The 16,788-nt window shown below is 60.8% G+C and carries 20 protein-coding genes; 9 read left to right on the forward strand and 11 right to left on the reverse strand.

Annotated features, from left to right (window positions below; genetic code table 11):
• Positions 1-20: 20 nt before the first annotated feature.
• Positions 21-1,289 carry a CDP-glycerol glycerophosphotransferase family protein gene (locus AC3CD9_RS10815; protein WP_488363866.1) on the reverse strand — a complete coding sequence of 423 codons (1,269 nt, stop codon included), beginning with the start codon at positions 1,287-1,289 and terminating at the stop codon, positions 21-23.
• A 166-nt stretch (positions 1,290-1,455) separates the two neighbouring features.
• Between AC3CD9_RS10815 and AC3CD9_RS10820 the strand changes: the two genes are divergently transcribed.
• The gene (locus AC3CD9_RS10820) at positions 1,456-2,196 is read left to right on the forward strand and encodes a GAF and ANTAR domain-containing protein (RefSeq protein ID WP_488363867.1); all 741 of its coding nucleotides are present in this window, start codon (positions 1,456-1,458) and stop codon (positions 2,194-2,196) included.
• A 44-nt stretch (positions 2,197-2,240) separates the two neighbouring features.
• On the opposite strand, the gene AC3CD9_RS10825 is transcribed toward AC3CD9_RS10820, so the two are convergent.
• The 5 genes from AC3CD9_RS10825 to AC3CD9_RS10845 all read right to left on the reverse strand — a co-directional run bounded on the left by AC3CD9_RS10825 (position 2,241) and on the right by AC3CD9_RS10845 (position 4,521).
• Positions 2,241-2,540 carry a hypothetical protein gene (locus tag AC3CD9_RS10825; RefSeq protein ID WP_488363868.1) on the reverse strand — a complete coding sequence of 100 codons (300 nt, stop codon included), beginning with the start codon at positions 2,538-2,540 and terminating at the stop codon, positions 2,241-2,243.
• 184 nt (positions 2,541-2,724) lie between these two features.
• Positions 2,725-2,820, reverse strand: coding sequence for a hypothetical protein (locus AC3CD9_RS10830; RefSeq protein ID WP_488363869.1), 96 nt, complete (start codon positions 2,818-2,820; stop codon positions 2,725-2,727).
• Positions 2,817-3,107: a DUF2267 domain-containing protein gene (locus tag AC3CD9_RS10835; RefSeq protein WP_488363870.1), complete on the reverse strand. Its 291-nt coding sequence runs from the start codon at positions 3,105-3,107 to the stop codon at positions 2,817-2,819. The genes AC3CD9_RS10830 and AC3CD9_RS10835 overlap by 4 nt, the downstream gene beginning before the upstream one ends.
• Before the next feature lie 22 nt (positions 3,108-3,129).
• Positions 3,130-4,203, reverse strand: coding sequence for an aldo/keto reductase (locus tag AC3CD9_RS10840; protein ID WP_488363871.1), 1,074 nt, complete (start codon positions 4,201-4,203; stop codon positions 3,130-3,132).
• Between the two features lie 99 nt (positions 4,204-4,302).
• The gene (locus AC3CD9_RS10845) at positions 4,303-4,521 is read right to left on the reverse strand and encodes a hypothetical protein (protein ID WP_488363872.1); all 219 of its coding nucleotides are present in this window, start codon (positions 4,519-4,521) and stop codon (positions 4,303-4,305) included.
• A gap of 98 nt (positions 4,522-4,619) precedes the next feature.
• On the opposite strand from AC3CD9_RS10845, the gene AC3CD9_RS10850 reads away from it, so the two are divergent.
• Positions 4,620-5,747, forward strand: coding sequence for a magnesium and cobalt transport protein CorA (locus tag AC3CD9_RS10850; RefSeq protein ID WP_488363873.1), 1,128 nt, complete (start codon positions 4,620-4,622; stop codon positions 5,745-5,747).
• On the opposite strand, the gene AC3CD9_RS10855 is transcribed toward AC3CD9_RS10850, so the two are convergent.
• The 3 genes from AC3CD9_RS10855 to AC3CD9_RS10865 all read right to left on the reverse strand — a co-directional run bounded on the left by AC3CD9_RS10855 (position 5,731) and on the right by AC3CD9_RS10865 (position 8,246).
• Positions 5,731-7,593: a glycosyltransferase gene (locus tag AC3CD9_RS10855; protein WP_488363874.1), complete on the reverse strand. Its 1,863-nt coding sequence runs from the start codon at positions 7,591-7,593 to the stop codon at positions 5,731-5,733. The two genes, AC3CD9_RS10850 and AC3CD9_RS10855, sit on opposite strands and share 17 nt — an antisense overlap.
• Before the next feature lie 108 nt (positions 7,594-7,701).
• Entirely contained in the window at positions 7,702-7,950 is a 249-nt protein-coding gene (locus tag AC3CD9_RS10860) for a hypothetical protein (RefSeq protein ID WP_488363875.1), read from the reverse strand.
• Complete coding sequence (locus AC3CD9_RS10865; protein ID WP_488363876.1) at positions 7,935-8,246, reverse strand: CPBP family intramembrane glutamic endopeptidase; 312 nt, start codon at positions 8,244-8,246, stop codon at positions 7,935-7,937. Before AC3CD9_RS10865 ends, AC3CD9_RS10860 begins: the two co-directional genes overlap by 16 nt.
• 390 nt (positions 8,247-8,636) lie before the next feature.
• Here AC3CD9_RS10865 and AC3CD9_RS10870 point away from each other — a divergent pair, with 390 nt between their 5' ends.
• The gene (locus tag AC3CD9_RS10870; protein WP_488363877.1) at positions 8,637-9,215 is read left to right on the forward strand and encodes a hypothetical protein; all 579 of its coding nucleotides are present in this window, start codon (positions 8,637-8,639) and stop codon (positions 9,213-9,215) included.
• A gap of 258 nt (positions 9,216-9,473) precedes the next feature.
• Here the strand turns inward: AC3CD9_RS10870 and AC3CD9_RS10875 are convergent, their stop codons facing one another.
• Positions 9,474-9,905, reverse strand: a complete 432-nt coding sequence (locus tag AC3CD9_RS10875; protein ID WP_488363878.1) for a hypothetical protein — start codon at positions 9,903-9,905, stop codon at positions 9,474-9,476.
• Between the two features lie 203 nt (positions 9,906-10,108).
• Here AC3CD9_RS10875 and AC3CD9_RS10880 point away from each other — a divergent pair, with 203 nt between their 5' ends.
• From AC3CD9_RS10880 to AC3CD9_RS10900, 5 genes are all read left to right on the forward strand, one after another.
• Positions 10,109-10,984 (forward strand): glycerophosphodiester phosphodiesterase, encoded by an 876-nt coding sequence (locus AC3CD9_RS10880; protein WP_488363879.1) that lies wholly within the window; start codon positions 10,109-10,111, stop codon positions 10,982-10,984.
• A gap of 91 nt (positions 10,985-11,075) precedes the next feature.
• Positions 11,076-11,837: a pyrimidine reductase family protein gene (locus AC3CD9_RS10885; RefSeq protein ID WP_488363880.1), complete on the forward strand. Its 762-nt coding sequence runs from the start codon at positions 11,076-11,078 to the stop codon at positions 11,835-11,837.
• Complete coding sequence (locus AC3CD9_RS10890) at positions 11,834-12,343, forward strand: flavin reductase family protein (protein WP_488363881.1); 510 nt, start codon at positions 11,834-11,836, stop codon at positions 12,341-12,343. The genes AC3CD9_RS10885 and AC3CD9_RS10890 overlap by 4 nt, the downstream gene beginning before the upstream one ends.
• A 94-nt stretch (positions 12,344-12,437) precedes the next feature.
• Positions 12,438-13,781, forward strand: a complete 1,344-nt coding sequence (locus AC3CD9_RS10895; RefSeq protein ID WP_488363882.1) for a TrkH family potassium uptake protein — start codon at positions 12,438-12,440, stop codon at positions 13,779-13,781.
• Between the two features lie 64 nt (positions 13,782-13,845).
• The gene (locus AC3CD9_RS10900; RefSeq protein WP_488363883.1) at positions 13,846-14,586 is read left to right on the forward strand and encodes a potassium channel family protein; all 741 of its coding nucleotides are present in this window, start codon (positions 13,846-13,848) and stop codon (positions 14,584-14,586) included.
• A 15-nt stretch (positions 14,587-14,601) separates the two neighbouring features.
• Here the strand turns inward: AC3CD9_RS10900 and AC3CD9_RS10905 are convergent, their stop codons facing one another.
• Positions 14,602-15,024, reverse strand: a complete 423-nt coding sequence (locus tag AC3CD9_RS10905; protein ID WP_488363884.1) for an organic hydroperoxide resistance protein — start codon at positions 15,022-15,024, stop codon at positions 14,602-14,604.
• 124 nt (positions 15,025-15,148) lie between these two features.
• Between AC3CD9_RS10905 and AC3CD9_RS10910 the strand changes: the two genes are divergently transcribed.
• A complete protein-coding gene (locus tag AC3CD9_RS10910; RefSeq protein ID WP_488363885.1) occupies positions 15,149-16,618 on the forward strand; it encodes an MFS transporter in 1,470 nt (489 codons plus the stop codon).
• Positions 16,619-16,788: the final 170 nt, after the last annotated feature.

Genomic DNA, 16,788 nt, shown 5'->3' on the forward strand with positions numbered 1-16,788 from the left:
TTAAGAAAATGTCACACGGCTCACTCAGCGTGCTTCAAACGACGTTCTTCCGAACGGTTTCTGATCACTTGTTCACTCGACTGGATGAACCGTGAAGTCTGCTCACCGGCTGCTGTGTCGCCCAAATAGAACTGAGCCAATTCAGCGGCCAACCCACTTCGCGCTTCGGCTTCTTCGATGAGGTCGACAACTCCTTGCCTGTTCATCGGGTCGACTGCCGGACAACGATCCAGAAGACCTCCCTCGAGCACTTCCGCTGCTGGCTCATGGGGCTTGACCATCACAAGCGGCTTCCCGGACGCGAGCCAGTCGAATGCCACTGACGACATTTCGACCACGGCAAGATCGGCTTCATACAATTGCCAAGAAACGTCCGAACTTTCGTCAAGGAATCCACACGGATCAGATTCGACGATCTCCGCCACATTTTCTACGGCTTTACCGAAATCATCACGCATCACTCCGGTACGTGGATGCGGTCGGAATATCACCCGATAGCCAGCTTCCAGCAGCGAAGTGACGATCTGTTCTCCGTTGTAAGCGATGGTTCCGTAGGCCATCGACGGGGAATCACCTTCCCACGTCGGCGCGTAGAAGACCGCTTTGCCATCAGGATTCTTCGACTTGAACTCTTCCCACTCGCCAGGAACGGAACGCGGGCGATCCAGTTGAGGTCGACCGACATCGAACATGCGATCTTCGCCCAGGCCGTAGAGCGTCTGCTCAATCCTCCGTCTGGCGGCTTGACCGGCGGTGAAGACGTAGTCATAGCCTTTGAGCTGATTGGAGATCATCGAGATCTTCTCGCTCTCACCATGACTGAGGTGCACATGAGCCGGTTCAGGATAACGCAGCGCCTGAAAGTTACTCGTCCCCTGGTTGACGTAGAACACCGCCCGCAGGCTTGGCGACTGCATGAACTCGTCCAGCCCCTTTGTCAGCCGTGAGAAGCGAACTGGAAAAGAGGTGACACCCTTCAGATGTTTGGCGACCAAGGCATTCCGGACCATGATGCCGAAGGGTCGATCACCGTGACCGAGCTCTTTGAGTCGAGCCTCAAGCTGCTCGAAAGGCCACAGCCACTGTTCCAGTTGATAGACCGAGCTGAGGTCCCCTGCGAAGTAAGCGGCCACAACGAACTGGTCGTCGTCCTGTGGGTGAAACTCGTCAGGCAGCCGAGATTCGCGCACGCGCTCACGCAGTCTCTGCGCTGCGAGCTTGGCCACTGACTGCGCAAAATTGGCACCACGGACTGCGGTATGCGGCAGTTCTGCCGGTAGGAAGGTCATGCAGTCTATTGTGCATGTCCGTCTGTGCTCCCCCTGAATTGCGCCTGCTCCCCAGTTTGATAGCCCCCTCCGGTCACGCATTCGCTTGGAGAGCTCGCGCGGTGGTCTCGGCTCCTAGAGCTCTCAAGCTATTGAAGTGACCGAGTCAGTGCTGGAACATTGAGTAATGACGAATGCAGACGACAAGGCTCGAGGTCTGCCGTCCACACACAATCAAGGTGGACAGGCCGGCGAAGACATCCTCGCAATCTCCCTCGGAGAGATGGCGCGCGAGCTTCAGAATCAGAGCCCTCACGAGCTCCTCATGGCCATCGCCGACGCTGCCGTGTCAATCATTCCCGGGGCAGAACACAGCTCTATCAGCCTCGTCGAAGGACGCAGGACTGTCACCGCAAAGGCACCTACGAGCGAACTTCCTCGAAGAGTCGACGAGATCCAGACGGCTGAAGGACAAGGGCCGTGCCTCGACGCAGTCTATGAGCAGAAGACGGTTCGAATTCCCGACATGCGAAACGAGTCACGATGGCCCGTCTTCGCACGGCGATCCGCGGAAGAGACTCCGATCCGCAGCATGTTGGCGTTCCAGCTCTTCGTCGAGGCCGAGAACCTCGGTGCCCTCAATATCTTCTCAACTCGCCCTCAAGCCTTCTCCGACGAATCGGAGCACGTAGGCCTCGTCGTCGCGGCCCACGCTGCGGTGGCCCTCGCCGGGTCTCAGGAAGTGTCCCAGCTTCACTCTGCTCTCCTCTCACGCGATGCGATCGGCATGGCTAAGGGCGTTCTCATCGAACGCTGCGGCATCGACGAGCACCACGCGTTCCTGCTTCTGGTCAAAGTGAGCAATGCTTCGAACTTGAAACTTCATGAACTGTCCGAACGACTCGTCCTCACTGGGAACCTGCAATAGAACTCATGCTGCCCTACGGAATGCTCCGACGAACCGGGGTGAAGCTATATCCCGAAGTCGTCATCCGGCGCCAAAGGCTCAACTTCGTCGAAGTCAGGCTCATTGCTGAAGGACGCCCGAGGCGGATCCGGCAACATGTCGATAAGTTCATTGACGGCCTGCGCAATGATGTCGTGCTGATAGCCGGAGAGTCCGAAGACTCCGTGGAGGTAAGCATCGATTTCCAACTCGCTCAGCTCACTGCCCAAGCTGACGCTGTGCAGCCAGACTCCTTCGAGGGAGAGCTTCCAGTAGTCGATCACCTCGGCCAGCTTTGCCCCTCTTGACTGAATGGCCCTGTTCATACTCTCGTATTCGTAGCCCTCGAAAGATCGGATGGGTGCCGTTGGCGGCCAGTGGGCCCCCGGATTCATTCATCTCGACGATGTTCGCGGCGCCGGTTGCAGGGGCGGCCATGTTGCCAGAGACAGATCGCCCCTCACTCCGGCGCAGACCGTGCCTTCACCAGAATGAGGGGCGAAGCAGAGATCAACCTTCGAACAGCGGTGCGAAGCCTGCGGGCAACTGTGAGCGGAGATCATCGACCTCGCCCTCGGAGACTGCGGCGTCAAGCGTCGAGATCACCGCACGCGCGTAGGCACGGGCGGTATCAGGATCGATCCCCCGCCCAGCTGATCAGTCAGACGACGGAGGAAATCATCGACGCCGTCGGTCAGCGGCGCTTCCGAGCCGTGCCGGTCGAGCGGCTCCTGCAGTTCAGCGGGAAGCTGGGCGGCCAGATCTGCCGCCTCTCCGCCTTTGAGCTGTTTGCCGAGGTTATCCAATACCGTCCGGGTCACGACGGCAGCGCTTTCCGGATCGCCGGGCCCGCCGGTTTCGGTGACATTTTTGAGGAACTCATCACCGCGCATGTTCAAACACCTTCTTCCTCGTCTATGCGTCATCGCCGAAGACATGACCGCGCTGCTCGGCCAGGAATTCGGCCTCGGCGGGTTCGGGGCGGTCCTGCGCTGTCATCATTCTGTGCCAATGCGGATAGAAGGCAGGCAGCTGAGACGCCGCAGTGATCCGATCCCGGGCGTCTGCCGGAAGCGTCAGCTCAACGGCGTCGAGGTCTTCAGTGAGGTGATCGAACTTCCGGGCCGCGATCACCGTGCCGTCCACGCCCGGCCGATCAAGGATCCAGGAGATCACGACCTGCGGGATCGACCAGCCCAACTCGTTCGCAATCTGAGCGAAGAGTTCGATGAGATCATAGGCCCGCTTCTCATCAGTGACGTGGGGTTCCGGCCAGCCGGTTCCCTGTCGGGTGTCCGAGGGCGTCTGCCGGCCGCGCCTGACCTTCCCGTTGAGCAGACCTTCTCCCAGCGGGCTCCAGCCGAACGTCGCCACGCCCAGGTCACGAGCGGCCGGGATCATCTCGTATTCGATCTCGCGTGCCTCGGGCGTGTAGTACACCTGCTGTGAGATCGGGCCTTCGAGGCCCGCCAGCTGAGCTTCGTAGACGGTCTTCGTCAGCTGCCAGGCACTGAAGTTCGAGACTCCCCAATACCGGATCTTCCCGGCCCGGATCATCTCGTTGACGGTGGCGATGGTTTCCGTGATCGGCGTCTGCCCATCCCATTGGTGGATGTAGAGCAGATCGAGATGATCGGTTCGCAGACGTTGCAGACTGTCCTCGACTGCTCGCGTCAGATGCTGTCTGCTTGCCCCGGAATCGTTCGGGCCCTCTCCGGTGGGCATCCGCGCCTTGGAGGTAAGGATGATTTCATCGCGTTTTTCGCCCATGATCTCGCCGAGGACTCTTTCCGCGTCCCCAGCCGAGTAGAGGTTGGCTGTATCGAGGAAGTTCACTCCACGGTCCAGAGCCTCGCGGAACTGGCGTCGAGCATCATCTCCGCAGACGCCTGCGATCCTCTCGAATCCGCCACCGGATCCGAACGGAATAGTACCCAGGGCGAGCCGTGACACATACAGGCCAGAATTGCCGAGCCTCGTGTAGTCCATTGGGAGTTCCTCCTCGTCATGTCATTGGGTGACCACGAATGCGGACTGTGGCCTCACGATTCCAGAACGATGAGGGGCTTCGCTACCCCTCCCCTCATTTCAGTGACCGGGATACAATTCGGGCTTGTCTCTATTCTCGCCGCCACCCACTGCGGCCACCCCGCTCGAGGGAATGATGCTGAATGATTCGTCGCTGCGATCGGTGCCGATATCGGTCGAGTGGTCCATGGCGTAGGTGAACAGTGTCGTCGCACGACCACTGATGTCCCCTGTGAAGCGCTTGTCCATCCTCGCGGGACCGACCGGCGTCCCGGTCATCGGGCCCCAGCTGATTGCAGGTCGACGGGGGTAAATGATTCCACGGCCTGCCACAGCCTCGAGTATCGTCAGAGAGCTGTTGGACGAAAAGGAGCACCATGGGCAGATCACGAAGACACAAGGCCGAGCGACCGTCACTGCGCAAGCGGTCGGCGGTGTCGAATACGACAGCCCCCGAGGAACCAATGCTCTTGAGCCGCCGGATCATCGACAGCGAGCCACGGGAGATGAGCGTGGCCCTGTCTTTCGCAGAGGCGCTGTCTGCACATGATCTGGAAGACTCCGGATCCTCCGTTCCCGGTTCGATCACGCAGGTCGTTATCCCCAGGCCCGCTACCGAGCTGCTCGAGGAGGTCACCTCAGCATGGGATCTGCACCCGGTCCTCGTCGATGACCTCTTCCACGCGAACCAGCGGGCCAAAGTTGAACGCTACGATGATGTGCTCTTCGTCGTCCTCAAATCAGCGGTATATATCGACGCGAAAGAAGAAGTCGAGTTCAACGAATTCCACCTGCTCATGAAAGACGACGCGCTCGTCATCATCTGCCACGGTAACCGCTTCATCGACGGCACGCCCATCCCTGCGGACACCCGTGGAGTCCAGGAGTATTTCACGAACGAGAAACGCAGCTGGACGAAGGACCGTGAACTTCTCGCGCTCGGCCCCGAGGCCCTCATCTATCGTCTGCTCGACACTGCAGTCGATGGGTACTTTCCTGTCCTCGACGGACTCCAGGATGACAAGGACGGCATCGAGAGGCAGGTCTTCAGCGGGGACACCGCCGCTGCCGAACGTATCTATCTCCTCAGCCAAGAGGTCATCGATGTCCTGCACAACTCCACTCACCTCAATCGATTGACGCAGGCATTGGGGAACGGGGCGGCCAAATACGCGATTCCCGACGACCTACGCGCCTACCTCGATGACGTCACCGACCACCTCACGCGAGTCCTCGCCGAAGCCGGAGAACTGCGCGAATCCCTGTCACAGATCCTCAACGTCAACTCCACCCTCGTCGCGCAGCGTCAGAACGAGGATATGAAGAAGATCTCCGGGTGGGCGGCGATCCTCTTCGCGCCCACTCTCGTCGGAGCGATCTATGGCATGAACTTCGACGATATGCCTGAACTCCATTGGGCATTCGGCTACCCGATGGCGCTGGGACTCATGCTCGGACTGGGTGTTGTGCTCTACGTCGTCTTCCGCGTCAAGAAGTGGATGTGAGATCCGTTCGGACTAGGCGGCCGCTGAAGTTCCCGTGCTTGGTCGAATAGAGATGCACCTTGTCTGAAGATTTGATAGCGGAGTCTTCGACACAGGCTATCCGCACTCGTTCAAACCCTCTCTCGAATACGAGGTCAAGGGAGAAGTCAACGTATTCTTCGGTGATGTACTCGAAACGAGACAAAGGAATCTCCGCCGTCACCAGGTCTCCACTCCGGCGAGCTTCGACTCGCCCATAGAAGGTGCCAGTCCGCGTCTTCCAGGAGACGAACGTCTGACTGGGCGTGCTCTCCCTCAGGTCAGAGACTCTCAGAGTGATGGCAATTCCGTTGGCAGTCACTTCGGCAGATTGGGCCTCGGCGCGCGCGTCCTCGGCTCGGACGATCGGAGCAAACGACTGTGTGGCCAGTGCCTCTCCCCACCGTCGAATGATGGGACGTTCGAAGAAGTCTGCTGCCCGGGATACGGCATTTCGGCGCATCGCCGAAACCTCGTCTTCGGACAGAGAAAGGAATGTCGAGATCGCGTCGGCCAGTCCGTCGACGTCGCCCGGGGCGACGAGAAATCCATTGACACCGTGCTCGATGATGTCTGCCGGACCAAAGTCCACCGCGTAACAGATAGGAATACAGCCTGCCGACATGCTCTCCAGCACCACCAGCCCTTGCCCCTCGTATCGACTGGTCAAGAGGCTGAACGAGCTGGTGAGGAAGTTTGATTTCGCACCTTCAACGTGGCCGTGCAATAGGACTAGGTCGACTGCGTTCTTGCTCTGGATAAGCTCGCTGAGCATCGGCCTGTCCTCGCCGTCGCCGAATATGTCGAGCGTTACTTGCCGTCCACGGGCTGCGACGTCTGCAACAGCAACGATCGCGTCTTCCACGCGTTTCTGAGGAGCCAGACGAGCGATCATGGAGCCCTTGTGGCGGGCCCGCGGTCGGCACGGATCTCCGTGCAGGTCGTCCGTCAGGTTCGACACCGTTGTGAGTTTTCCCGCCGACAGGTCCAACCCTTCCATTGCGACTCTCTGCGAATCGGTGAGCGTGGTCGCCAAGTCGAACCCGTCCAGGTGACGTAGAGAGCCGAATCTGTCCTCAGCTAGTGCTCCCGTGAGCTCATCATCCGCGTCAGCAAGAAAGTGATTGTGGTTGACCATACAAAGAATCACATTGTCGCGCCGATATTCGTGGATGAAATTGCCGACGAAGGCCGAGTCGCAGATGAGATAAGCAGGCTTTTCTCCGATGACGACATCGAGCCACGCCTGATAGAACTCACGAGCCGAGACCCATTGGGCAATCACCTTCTGGTCACGGTCGAACAGTGTGATCCGGCGCCCGCCTCGGCGACCGAATTTCTTCATGTCCTGACGATCGGTGACAAGCAGATGCCCGCGATCGTGATATCGGTCAGCCTGGAGTAGTCGGTTGCCGGAGTCCTTCCTCAGCTCAGTCCATTCCTGACCAGTCCGTTTGATGGCGTCATCGGCTGCTGTTGGATCGGGATCGACCGTGCCGACCATTCGACGCAGCTTCCTGTCCGGCCACGAGGTGAGGTCCTGCCAAAGATTGCGGACCTTCACCTTGCGGTCGATGGTCCCCGCTTCGCGGAGCTCACGCTCCCGATCCAGACCTTTCATCTCCGGGCTCAGAGTCAGAATCTCAACGCGCCGGTTGTCGAGCCGGGCGAACGCAGAGCTACGTTCCAGCGCAACCGTGGTCATGCCGCCGTAGTCATAGCCGATCCCCCAGGTCAGAGTGAAGTAACTGCCTTCGGGCAGGAGGCCGCGATGAGGGAATCGGTTGGGATGGTGGCGCCTTGGGGATGTTTCGGGGATGCTGTTCACTACAGAAATATAAGTCGAACGCACCAGCGGCCACCGTCGACACACCACAACCGAAAAGTGATGCGCATTTCACGAGGGACCTTTACGGATTCGGACGCACACGACGGTTCATTGCGCAGCCGGCCGATCGAAGAACAGTCGGCGTTCCCTGACGAGGATGATCGCGGAGAGGATGAGCATCAGGCCGGTCTGGATGATCTTCGAATCCGGGTCGGTCATGAAGATCTCCGCCGACATATTCGCCGAGGCGTGGAAGACCACCGGGACCAAGATGCTGCGCCCGCACCGGTAATACAACCACTTCATCACGAGGACGAACGCGATCATCGAGATCGGGAAGTTCAAGGTCTGCAGCACACCCGATTCGACGACCTCGTTCTGGTATAGCCGTCGATGAACGACAGCGGCACATGCCACAGGGCCCAGATGAGGGTGAAGAGTATCGATGCCGAGAACATTCGCATCTTCCGCACCAAGGTATCAGTGCCGTAGCTGTGCCATGCGAGCTCTTCGATCACTGCCGCCCCGATGAGAGTCACCCAAACCGGCAACAGTCCGGTCGAGAATGTGAACCCGCCCCGCAGCTTGAACTGCCCCGGGTCGTATCCGAAGAACAGTGAGAGCCCCTGAGCCGCCATCAAGGTGACAGGCACCAGGAAAACTGCCGCCACGAGGAACGCACTACACGAAATCAGCAGAGAGGAAAGATTCAACGAGGGCTACACAGTGTTGAAAAAGACCGACCGCAACTTTCAGAAACGTTCACGAAGTGGAACTCTCAACGCAACCATCGCACAATCATATGAAGAGAGTGGATGGTTATAAACGAATACGGATACAGACGCGGATACAGCGGATACCAGACCTACAAAGAAGCAGACACCGCCGCACAATCAGAAATATTACGAAATATAGAACCCAACAACCAGGAGACAGATGCCAGAACCACCACAACGCACAACTGAACACCACTGACAATGACCCTCTCTCACCGGAGGGTCATTTCTCGTCGACAGCCACCATCCAGAACCTATGAAACAGTATTGTCAACCCAGACCGCCAGAGCTACAGTAGTGAAGAATCTCTACGAGCAGGAGCACTTCGTGCCACGTATTACCCCTCACCCTATCCCGAAGGGTCAATCGGTGAAGAAGTATAACTACTGGACATACAGCGGCAGACCATTAGTTGTCGACGGTTATCAGGACTTCGGGTTATTGACGTTTCTCGTTTCCCCCACTGATTATCTGGACAATTACCAAGATACCGGATTCGATCTTCGAGAATTCATTCAGGAAAAAATGGGAACGAGTAGAGTGGGTTATTATTACTCATGGCTCCGCGCCAGCGAACCTAAGGCGGAAGAAGTCGCCGAACAACTCGCCATGATGGCGAATGATCATATAACAGAAAGATATTTCACCGGACCCTATGAAATACGGACTTCAGATCACTTCTCTCTCCCGAAAAATTATAATCCAGACCCGCGCCCTCGGAAATTTTTCCAACTGAAATACTCGAGAGCTCCACTAACGGCTACTGTCAGATGGACAGGCGATTACACCGGAGTGAAACACTATGACGTTATGGAGCTGTGGGAGATTGAACGGATCGACGTATAACCAACAGCCGAATAAAAAACCCCTTTATGAATTATTACGGAACAGAAGGGGTTTCTATATGCCCGAAAATGCTCTCAATTAATCAGCACCCAACATGACCAGTAATTGCCGAATATTCTCGAAACATTACAGCACAACATTCGTGAGCAATTCGAAAAAGCTCTACATGACTCTACAACGCGATAAAAATTGAGAAATGAATAACCATCCGGTTTCATATGTTAACGGCCAATAGGCGGCGTTCTGTTCGTCTCGGGACTATATGCGGCTCATCGATCGGAGCGAGTCGCATTTTTGGGTCTTTAAGAGCAGCGCAGTAGCGGCAAAGTAGTTCAGAAAATCGGCTGTGCCCTTGCCGAGAAACGGCCACCGTGCAGTACTCGACCACGCCAATCGACGGGCGATATCGGCTCGCAGCGTCGGCCGGCGCCAGAAAAAGGCGACGACCACAGAAAGAGGCGCAAACAGCCTCGCCAACGACAGCACCATCGTGCCGATGAGAACGGCTCGACTCTGCTCCGGAAGATGACTGAGATAAGCCGCGGCGCGCCAGAACGCCCAGGGCAGCGCGGTCGCCCACACATAGAACGCAACCGGACGATCGTATTCGCGCAGAACCGCTTCATCCTGGCGCCCCCTCTTGCTGTCAGGGCGCATCGGAACGCTGCCGAGAGCGGGGTCGGTGACCATAGCGCAAAGAGTAGAGCTCGGGCCCGACCCGGCACCAGGGATGCTCGTGACTCAGCGCAATGCCTGCGAAACCGGGCATACGGCAGTGCACGGCCACCTCGGCGAGGGACCGCCAACCCATTTCCTGCCTGTTCGCCTGCCCTGCCGGTGACGTTCACGGCGCCTTTGCCGCAAGATCACCTGCCGTCGTTAGCGTCACCAGCGTGAATACTGAAGAAGCGACATCCACACGCACCCGTCCGTTCACGATTCTCGCCACTGCAGTTCTCGCGGCCTCGGCCACTTTCGGCGCCGGCCTCGCCCCCGCGGCAGCCGCCGGGCTCGGCTCCGCCGGCGACGCACCGGGACTCGGTTCCCCCAGCGGTTTCACCGCCCCGGACAAGGTCGATGACATCGAATTCCCGACCACGATCTCCCACCGAGGCGGCGCCGACGTCTATCCGGAAGAATCCATGGAAGGATTCACCGCCTCGGCGAAGGACGGATTCCTCCCCGAGATGGACATCCAGTTCCTCGAAGACGGCACCCCCGTCCTCATCCACGACGACACCGCCGACCGCACCCTCAACGGCGCGACCGGACCCATCCGGGACCTCAGCCGCGAGGAATGGGACGCGGCCACGATCAAGCACCCGACCGGCGGAGAAGAAGCCGCCACCGTTACCCTCGACGAACTCCTCGACGAGATGGGCGGCGAGGTCGTCATGGTGCCCGAGATCAAGCCGGGGGCCACCCCCGAGGAGGTCGACCGAGTCCTCGACGAGTTCGACGACCGCGGTCTGAAGGACTCCCTCGTCGTCCAGTCCTTCGACTTCGAGGCGGCGAAGACGATCGCCGACCGCGGCTACACTTCGCTCTACCTCATGGGCTCGACCATGCCGAAGGAATCACCGGCCGAGATCAAGGACGCCGGCATCGAATGGGTGGGTCCGAGCAAGAACCTGCCGACGAACAAGATGCGCGAACTCGATAAGGCCGGCTTCCACGTCGCCCCGTACACGCTGGCGACCGCGAAGGACGGGCACCGCCTGCCGGGCTTCATCGACGGCTACTTCACCGACGACGCCTGGACGGACTGACTTTCTCGCGTCGATGAACAGTCAGCGGGGTCCCGGTGATGGTCGGAAAATCGTCGCCGCGAGTGCCGGCGAGGTTCAGTAGACTGCATGGATGGAGCCACTCGAACGCGGCGCACCGATCCCGGACCCGCTGACACCCTATCTCGAGATCGACCGCTCCCAGCCGCGGCACGAATGCTGGGTCACCGGTCACATGGTCGCCGGCCTCGACGGCACGGCGGCTATTCACGGCCGCGTCGGTGCTCTATCGACAGAACCCGATCAGGACCTCTTCCGACGGATGCGGCAGATCGCCGATGTCGTCATGGTCGGCGCGCAGACGGTCCGCAGCGAAGGCTACGCTCCGATGCGGCTGAGCGAGTCCGCCAGAGCGCAGCGTCGAACTCGGGGACAGTCCGAGATGCCGCCGGTGGCGGTCGTCAGTCGCAGCCTCGACCTCGACTGGTCCTCTCAGGTCTTCGCCGCAGCCCCTGAGCACGCGCGGACCATCGTCATCACGTGCGCAATGGCCGATCCGGAGCGGCTGGCAGCCGCCGAACAGGCGGCCACGGTCATCATCGCCGGTGAGGACCGTGTCGAACCGGCGAAGGCTCTGCAGGCTCTCGCCGGTCTCGGCTACCAGGTCGTCCTCTGCGAAGGCGGACCCCGGTGGCTTGGGGAGCTCGTCGCCGCAGACCGCCTCGACGAGCTGTGCCTGTCGATCTCACCGATGATGGGCGGCGACCCACTGCCCGTCAGCGTGGCCCCGTCAGGTGCCGGCATCGCTCAGTTCTCGCTGAAGTCGACGATGGTCGCCGATGACACCCTTTTCCTCCGATACGAACCGAAGCCGACGGTGGAGGGACGATCATGAGTGCCCCCGGGCTCGACGACCTCATGGGGTCGGTCGATTCCCCGCTCATCGTCGTCACCACCTCGGCGGAGGGTGAACGGGCCGGCTGTCTGGTCGGTTTCCATTCGCAGGCGAGCATCGATCCGGAGCACTACTGCTTCTGGCTGTCGAAAGCCAACCACACCTACCGGGTGGCGCTGCGTTCGGACCATTTCGCAGTCCATTTCCCCACCACCGGGGACAGTGAGCTGGCCCGGCTTTTCGGGTCGCGCTCCGGATCGGAGACGGACAAGTTCGCCGGTCTTGACTTCACCGTCACCGAGGATGGGGTGCCGCTGCTCGCGGACCTGCCGAACCGCCTCATCGTCGAACGCATCACGATGCTCGACGACGGAGGCGATCACGTCTGCCTCACAGCCCGTGTGCTTGCGACCGAGACGAAGGGCGGCTTCGCATCGCTGCGCCCTTCACAACTGGGAGACCTCAGCCCCGGACACAGCGCCGAGGAACGGGCGATCCGCCCGTAAGCCGAGTGCCGAACAGACCCCCTTGTGACCGGGGGGAACATCGGTACTGTTGAGCCTATGACGACAACGGCAGAGCTCATTCAGAGTCGATGGCATGCCGAAAGTGCGTAACCCGCATCGCAATGCCATCGACCGGGTGGTCGTGGCCTTCCTCGCGGCTCTGCTCCTCGGCACAGGCCTGCTGATGCTGCCCGCCGCGACCTCCACGCCGGGCGGCATCTCAGTGCTGTCTGCGCTCTTCACCGCCACTTCCGCGATCAGCGTCACGGGCCTGGAGGTGCTCTCGACCGGCAGCGACTACACCTTCTTCGGCCAGGCCGTGATCCTCGGCCTCATCCAGATCGGCGGTCTCGGCGTCCTGCTGCTCACGACTCTTCTGGCCATGCTCGTCGCGGGAAAGGCCGGTCTCCGGCTTCGGGAGTCGGCCGCTGCCGAGGCCAAGAGCTCCGCTATCGGAGGTGTCCGCCCCATGGTGCTGCGGATCGTCGGCCTCACCATCGCCACCGAGGCCGTCGTTGCAACGATGCTGTTCCTGCGCTTCGCCTTCCACTACAGCGAAGAAGCCGGCGACGCCGCGTGGGACGCGGTCTTCCATGCAGTCTCGGCTTTCAACAACGCCGGCTTCGGACTCAGATCCGACAGTCTCGCCGGCTACGCCACCGATCCCTTCGTCTGCGCACCCGTGGCAGCGGCGATCATCCTCGGCGGACTCGGCTATCCGGTGTTCATCGAGATCGTCCGACGATACAGGACTCCGCTGGCGTGGAGCATGACGACGCGTGCGGTAGTCGTCGCCACTCCGATTCTTCTTTTCGCCGGCACGGTGTTTATCGCCGCAGTCGAATGGAACAATCCCGGCACACTGGGACGATTCGACTGGTGGGACAAACTGCAGGTGGCCGCATTCCAATCGACGACCACGCGCACCGCCGGCTTCAGCACCGTCGATTTCGCGCAGCTGCACCCCGCCACCTGGTTCGTGATGGACATCCTCATGTTCGTCGGCGGAGGCCCGGCGGGGACCGCAGGCGGGGTGAAGATCACCACTGTTCTCGTGCTGCTGGCGATGACCTGGGCCGAGATCTCCGGAGGCACGGCGTCGAACCTCTTCGGCTCCCGCGTGGCACGATCAGCGTACCGACAGGCAGCGACGGTCATCGTTCTGGCTCTCGCGCTCATCGCCACGGCCACCATCGTCCTCATGCTCGACGACCCGAGGCCCGGCCTCGATCGACTCCTCTTCGAGGTCATCTCCGGCTTCGCCAATGTCGGCCTGTCGACCGGCATCACCGCCGGCCTGCCCGGAACGAGTCAAGCCGTCCTCATCGCAGTGATGATCCTCGGACGGCTGGGCCCGGTCACCGTCGCTTCCGCACTGGCGCTGCGGGCACGTGCCATCCGCTACGAACTTCCGGTCGAACGGCCGCTCATCGGCTGAACCGCCCGACCGGCATCGCTGCCTCCCAGGCAGCACTCACGCACTTAAGGAAAGGAGACCGGAGATGAAGAGCAGAAAGTGGCGCACGCGCCCCGCGGCGTTCTTCTTGGGCAACCCCCACCCGCTGGCCAAGAACGGGGCAGTGGCCGTCATCGGGCTGGGTCGCTTCGGCGGATCACTGGCCACAGAACTGGCCGCCTACGGGGTCGACGTCATCGGCATCGACATCGACGAGGCGGTCGTGGCCCAATATTCTGACAAACTGGCCTTCGTCTCCCGCACGGATGCGACGGATGAGACCGTGCTGCGCCAGCTCGGCATCGAGGAGGTCAGTCGAGTAGTGATCGCCATCGGCAACGAACTCGAAGCCGGCATCCTCGTCGCCTCGAAGGTCCTCAAAATCGGGAATCAGCATATCTGGGCCAAGGCCGTCAGCCAGACTCATGCGGACATCCTCGGACAGTTGGGGATCGAGAATGTGATCCGTCCGGAGAACGACATGGGGCGCCGGACCGCGCATCTCATCCGCGGACACATGTCCGATTTCATGCCCGTCAGCGAAGATTTCGTGCTGGCCCGCACCGCCCCGCCGGTGCGCATCTCGGATTCACCGCTGGCGTCATTCGACATCAGACGAGAGTACGGGATCAGTGTCGTCGCGTTCAGACGTGACGGTGAGGACAGCTGGAACATCGCTGATCAGGATGTCACTCTCTACGCCAACGACGAGATCCTCGTCGCGGGAGCTCCCCGCGAGGTGGAGGACTTCAGCACCCTCGACGAAGAGGACGACGACGAGGGCTGAAGTCCTCAGCCGGGCTCAGACCGCGACGACCTCGACGGGGATGTTGCCGCGGGTGGCCTTCGAATAGGGGCAGAGCTCATGAGTGCGGTCGACGAGCTTCTGCGCGGTCTCGCGGTCGACATCAGGAATGCTGACCTCGAGTTTCACGGACAGCCCGAAGCTCTCACCCTCCTTGCCGATCCCGACCTGCGAGTTGACGACGGACTTCGAGGTGTCGACGCCCTGTTCCTTGCCCGCCAGACCGAGAGCGCCTTGGAAGCAGGCACCGTAGCCGACGGCGAAGAGCTGCTCGGGGTTGGTCCCGCCGCCCGGTCCGCCCTGTTCCTTGGGCGTGCGCAGGTCGACGTCGACCATTCCGTCGTCGGTCGAACCGTGTCCGTCCCGGCCGCCGGTGATCTCCGCACGAGCCGTGTAGGCGATGTTCTCCGGTGTGTTCATTGTCTTCTCCTCACAGATGACGTCACAGGTCCCCCGAGACTAACGCAGTTGCCGCGTTCCCGTAAGGGGGCGCAGAAGCCCTGGTCGCAGTGCTAACCTGCCGGCCTGAAGCCGTTGAGACACCATGGAACAGACGACCGCAGACGGGAGGACAGACGCCGTGAGCGAATCCGATGAGAAGATCCCCACACCCGACGGCATCGACATCAAGACGATGCCGCCCGGAGACAGACGCACACTCAGACGAGCCATCAGCGGATCCGCACTGGGCAACGCCGTCGAATGGTTCGACTACGGCGTCTACTCATACGTCTCGGTCTACATCGCCAACGCATTCTTCCCCGGCCAGTGGGGTGTGGCGCTCACTTTTGCCTTCCTCGCTCTCTCCTTCGTCTTCCGGCCCTTGGGCGGCTTCGTCCTCGGTCCCCTGGGCGACAAGGTAGGGCGCCAACACATCATGGTCCTCACCATCATCATGATGACCATCCCGACGACGCTGATCGGCATCCTGCCGACGTATGCCACCCTCGGTGCGTTCGCTCCCGTGCTCCTGCTGCTGTGCCGGATGGTCCAGGGCTTCTCCACAGGTGGAGAATACGGTGGCGCTGCTGTCTACATGGCAGAGTCGGCACCGGACAAGCGCCGAGGCTTCTGCGGGTCGTTCCTCGAGCTCGGCACTCTGGCCGGAACCGCCTCGGCGGCCCTGGTCTGCACCATTCTGCTCGTCCTCGTCGGCAGCGACGGCATGGACGCCGGCTGGTGGCGGCTGCCGTTCCTGCTCACACTCCCGCTCGGCGGCATCGCCCTATGGCTGCGGATGAAACTCGATGAGCCCGAAGCCTTCTCCGCGGCGACGAGCCGGCAGCAGACGACGAAGAAGCCCTTCCGAGCTCTCTTCCGCGGTTACTCGAAGCAGATCACCATGCTCATGGCCTTCGTGGTCCTGCTCAACATCGGCCAGTACATGGTGCTCACCTACATGCCCACCTATCTCAGCAGCACCTTGGGCCATTCAGAGGTCGAGAGCAACTTCACGCTCGTCATTCTGCTGGCGGCGATGATGGTCGTCATCACTCCCCTGGGACGGCTGACCGATTCGATCGGGCGCAAACCGGTCCTCTACACCTCGGCGATCGGCTTCATCGTCCTCTCCGTGCCGGCGTTCCTGCTCATGCGCGCCGAGGGCGGCGGCCTGCAGATCCTGGGATTGGGCATCATCGCCCTGCTGCAGGTCATGCTCCAATCGTGCGTCTCGGCGACCCTGCCGGCGATCTTCCCCACACAAGTGCGCTTCTCCGGATTCGCCATCGGCTACAACATCTCCACCGCGATCTTCGGCGGCACGACCGCGGCGGTGAACACCTTCGTCATCCAGAAGACCGGCTTCGAGCTGTTCCCCGCCGTCTACCTCGTCGCCGCCGGTGTCATCGGACTCATCGGCATCCACTTCTTCAATGAGACAGCCGGTCGGCCCATCGACGGCACGACTCCACCCGGTTCCGAGGACGAAGAGCTCGCGGAGATGGGCTACGACCTCATCGGCTTCAACGACAACGGCGACGACGACACCGAGGACGCGCAGCCTTCGCGCTGATGTTCTTCCTATTCACTTCCCAAGTGCTCCCCAGGGGCCGACGACGGAGTGAAGACGGCGGAGTCGCCTCGGTGCCAGCGGGAGGCTCGCTGCCGGGAACGTTCCGTTCGGTCTGAGCACAGCATTCGGCGGTTCTATCCGACAAGGAACGTGAACTGATACCGTGGCTC

The sequence above is a fragment of the Brevibacterium sp. MGP-B1 genome (assembly GCF_057766545.1).

Coding starts and splice junctions, on each gene's coding strand:
- AC3CD9_RS10850 (WP_488363873.1), top strand. CDS start 4,620: ATGGGCAGATCACGAAGACACAAGGCCGAGCGACCGTCACTGCGCAAG.
- AC3CD9_RS10875 (WP_488363878.1), bottom strand. CDS start 9,905: ATGGTCACCGACCCCGCTCTCGGCAGCGTTCCGATGCGCCCTGACAGC.
- AC3CD9_RS10825 (WP_488363868.1), bottom strand. CDS start 2,540: ATGAACAGGGCCATTCAGTCAAGAGGGGCAAAGCTGGCCGAGGTGATC.
- AC3CD9_RS10910 (WP_488363885.1), top strand. CDS start 15,149: ATGGAACAGACGACCGCAGACGGGAGGACAGACGCCGTGAGCGAATCC.
- AC3CD9_RS10820 (WP_488363867.1), top strand. CDS start 1,456: ATGACGAATGCAGACGACAAGGCTCGAGGTCTGCCGTCCACACACAAT.
- AC3CD9_RS10895 (WP_488363882.1), top strand. CDS start 12,438: ATGCCGAAAGTGCGTAACCCGCATCGCAATGCCATCGACCGGGTGGTC.
- AC3CD9_RS10845 (WP_488363872.1), bottom strand. CDS start 4,521: ATGACCGGGACGCCGGTCGGTCCCGCGAGGATGGACAAGCGCTTCACA.
- AC3CD9_RS10840 (WP_488363871.1), bottom strand. CDS start 4,203: ATGGACTACACGAGGCTCGGCAATTCTGGCCTGTATGTGTCACGGCTC.
- AC3CD9_RS10905 (WP_488363884.1), bottom strand. CDS start 15,024: ATGAACACACCGGAGAACATCGCCTACACGGCTCGTGCGGAGATCACC.
- AC3CD9_RS10835 (WP_488363870.1), bottom strand. CDS start 3,107: ATGCGCGGTGATGAGTTCCTCAAAAATGTCACCGAAACCGGCGGGCCC.
- AC3CD9_RS10900 (WP_488363883.1), top strand. CDS start 13,846: ATGAAGAGCAGAAAGTGGCGCACGCGCCCCGCGGCGTTCTTCTTGGGC.
- AC3CD9_RS10885 (WP_488363880.1), top strand. CDS start 11,076: ATGGAGCCACTCGAACGCGGCGCACCGATCCCGGACCCGCTGACACCC.
- AC3CD9_RS10815 (WP_488363866.1), bottom strand. CDS start 1,289: ATGACCTTCCTACCGGCAGAACTGCCGCATACCGCAGTCCGTGGTGCC.
- AC3CD9_RS10890 (WP_488363881.1), top strand. CDS start 11,834: ATGAGTGCCCCCGGGCTCGACGACCTCATGGGGTCGGTCGATTCCCCG.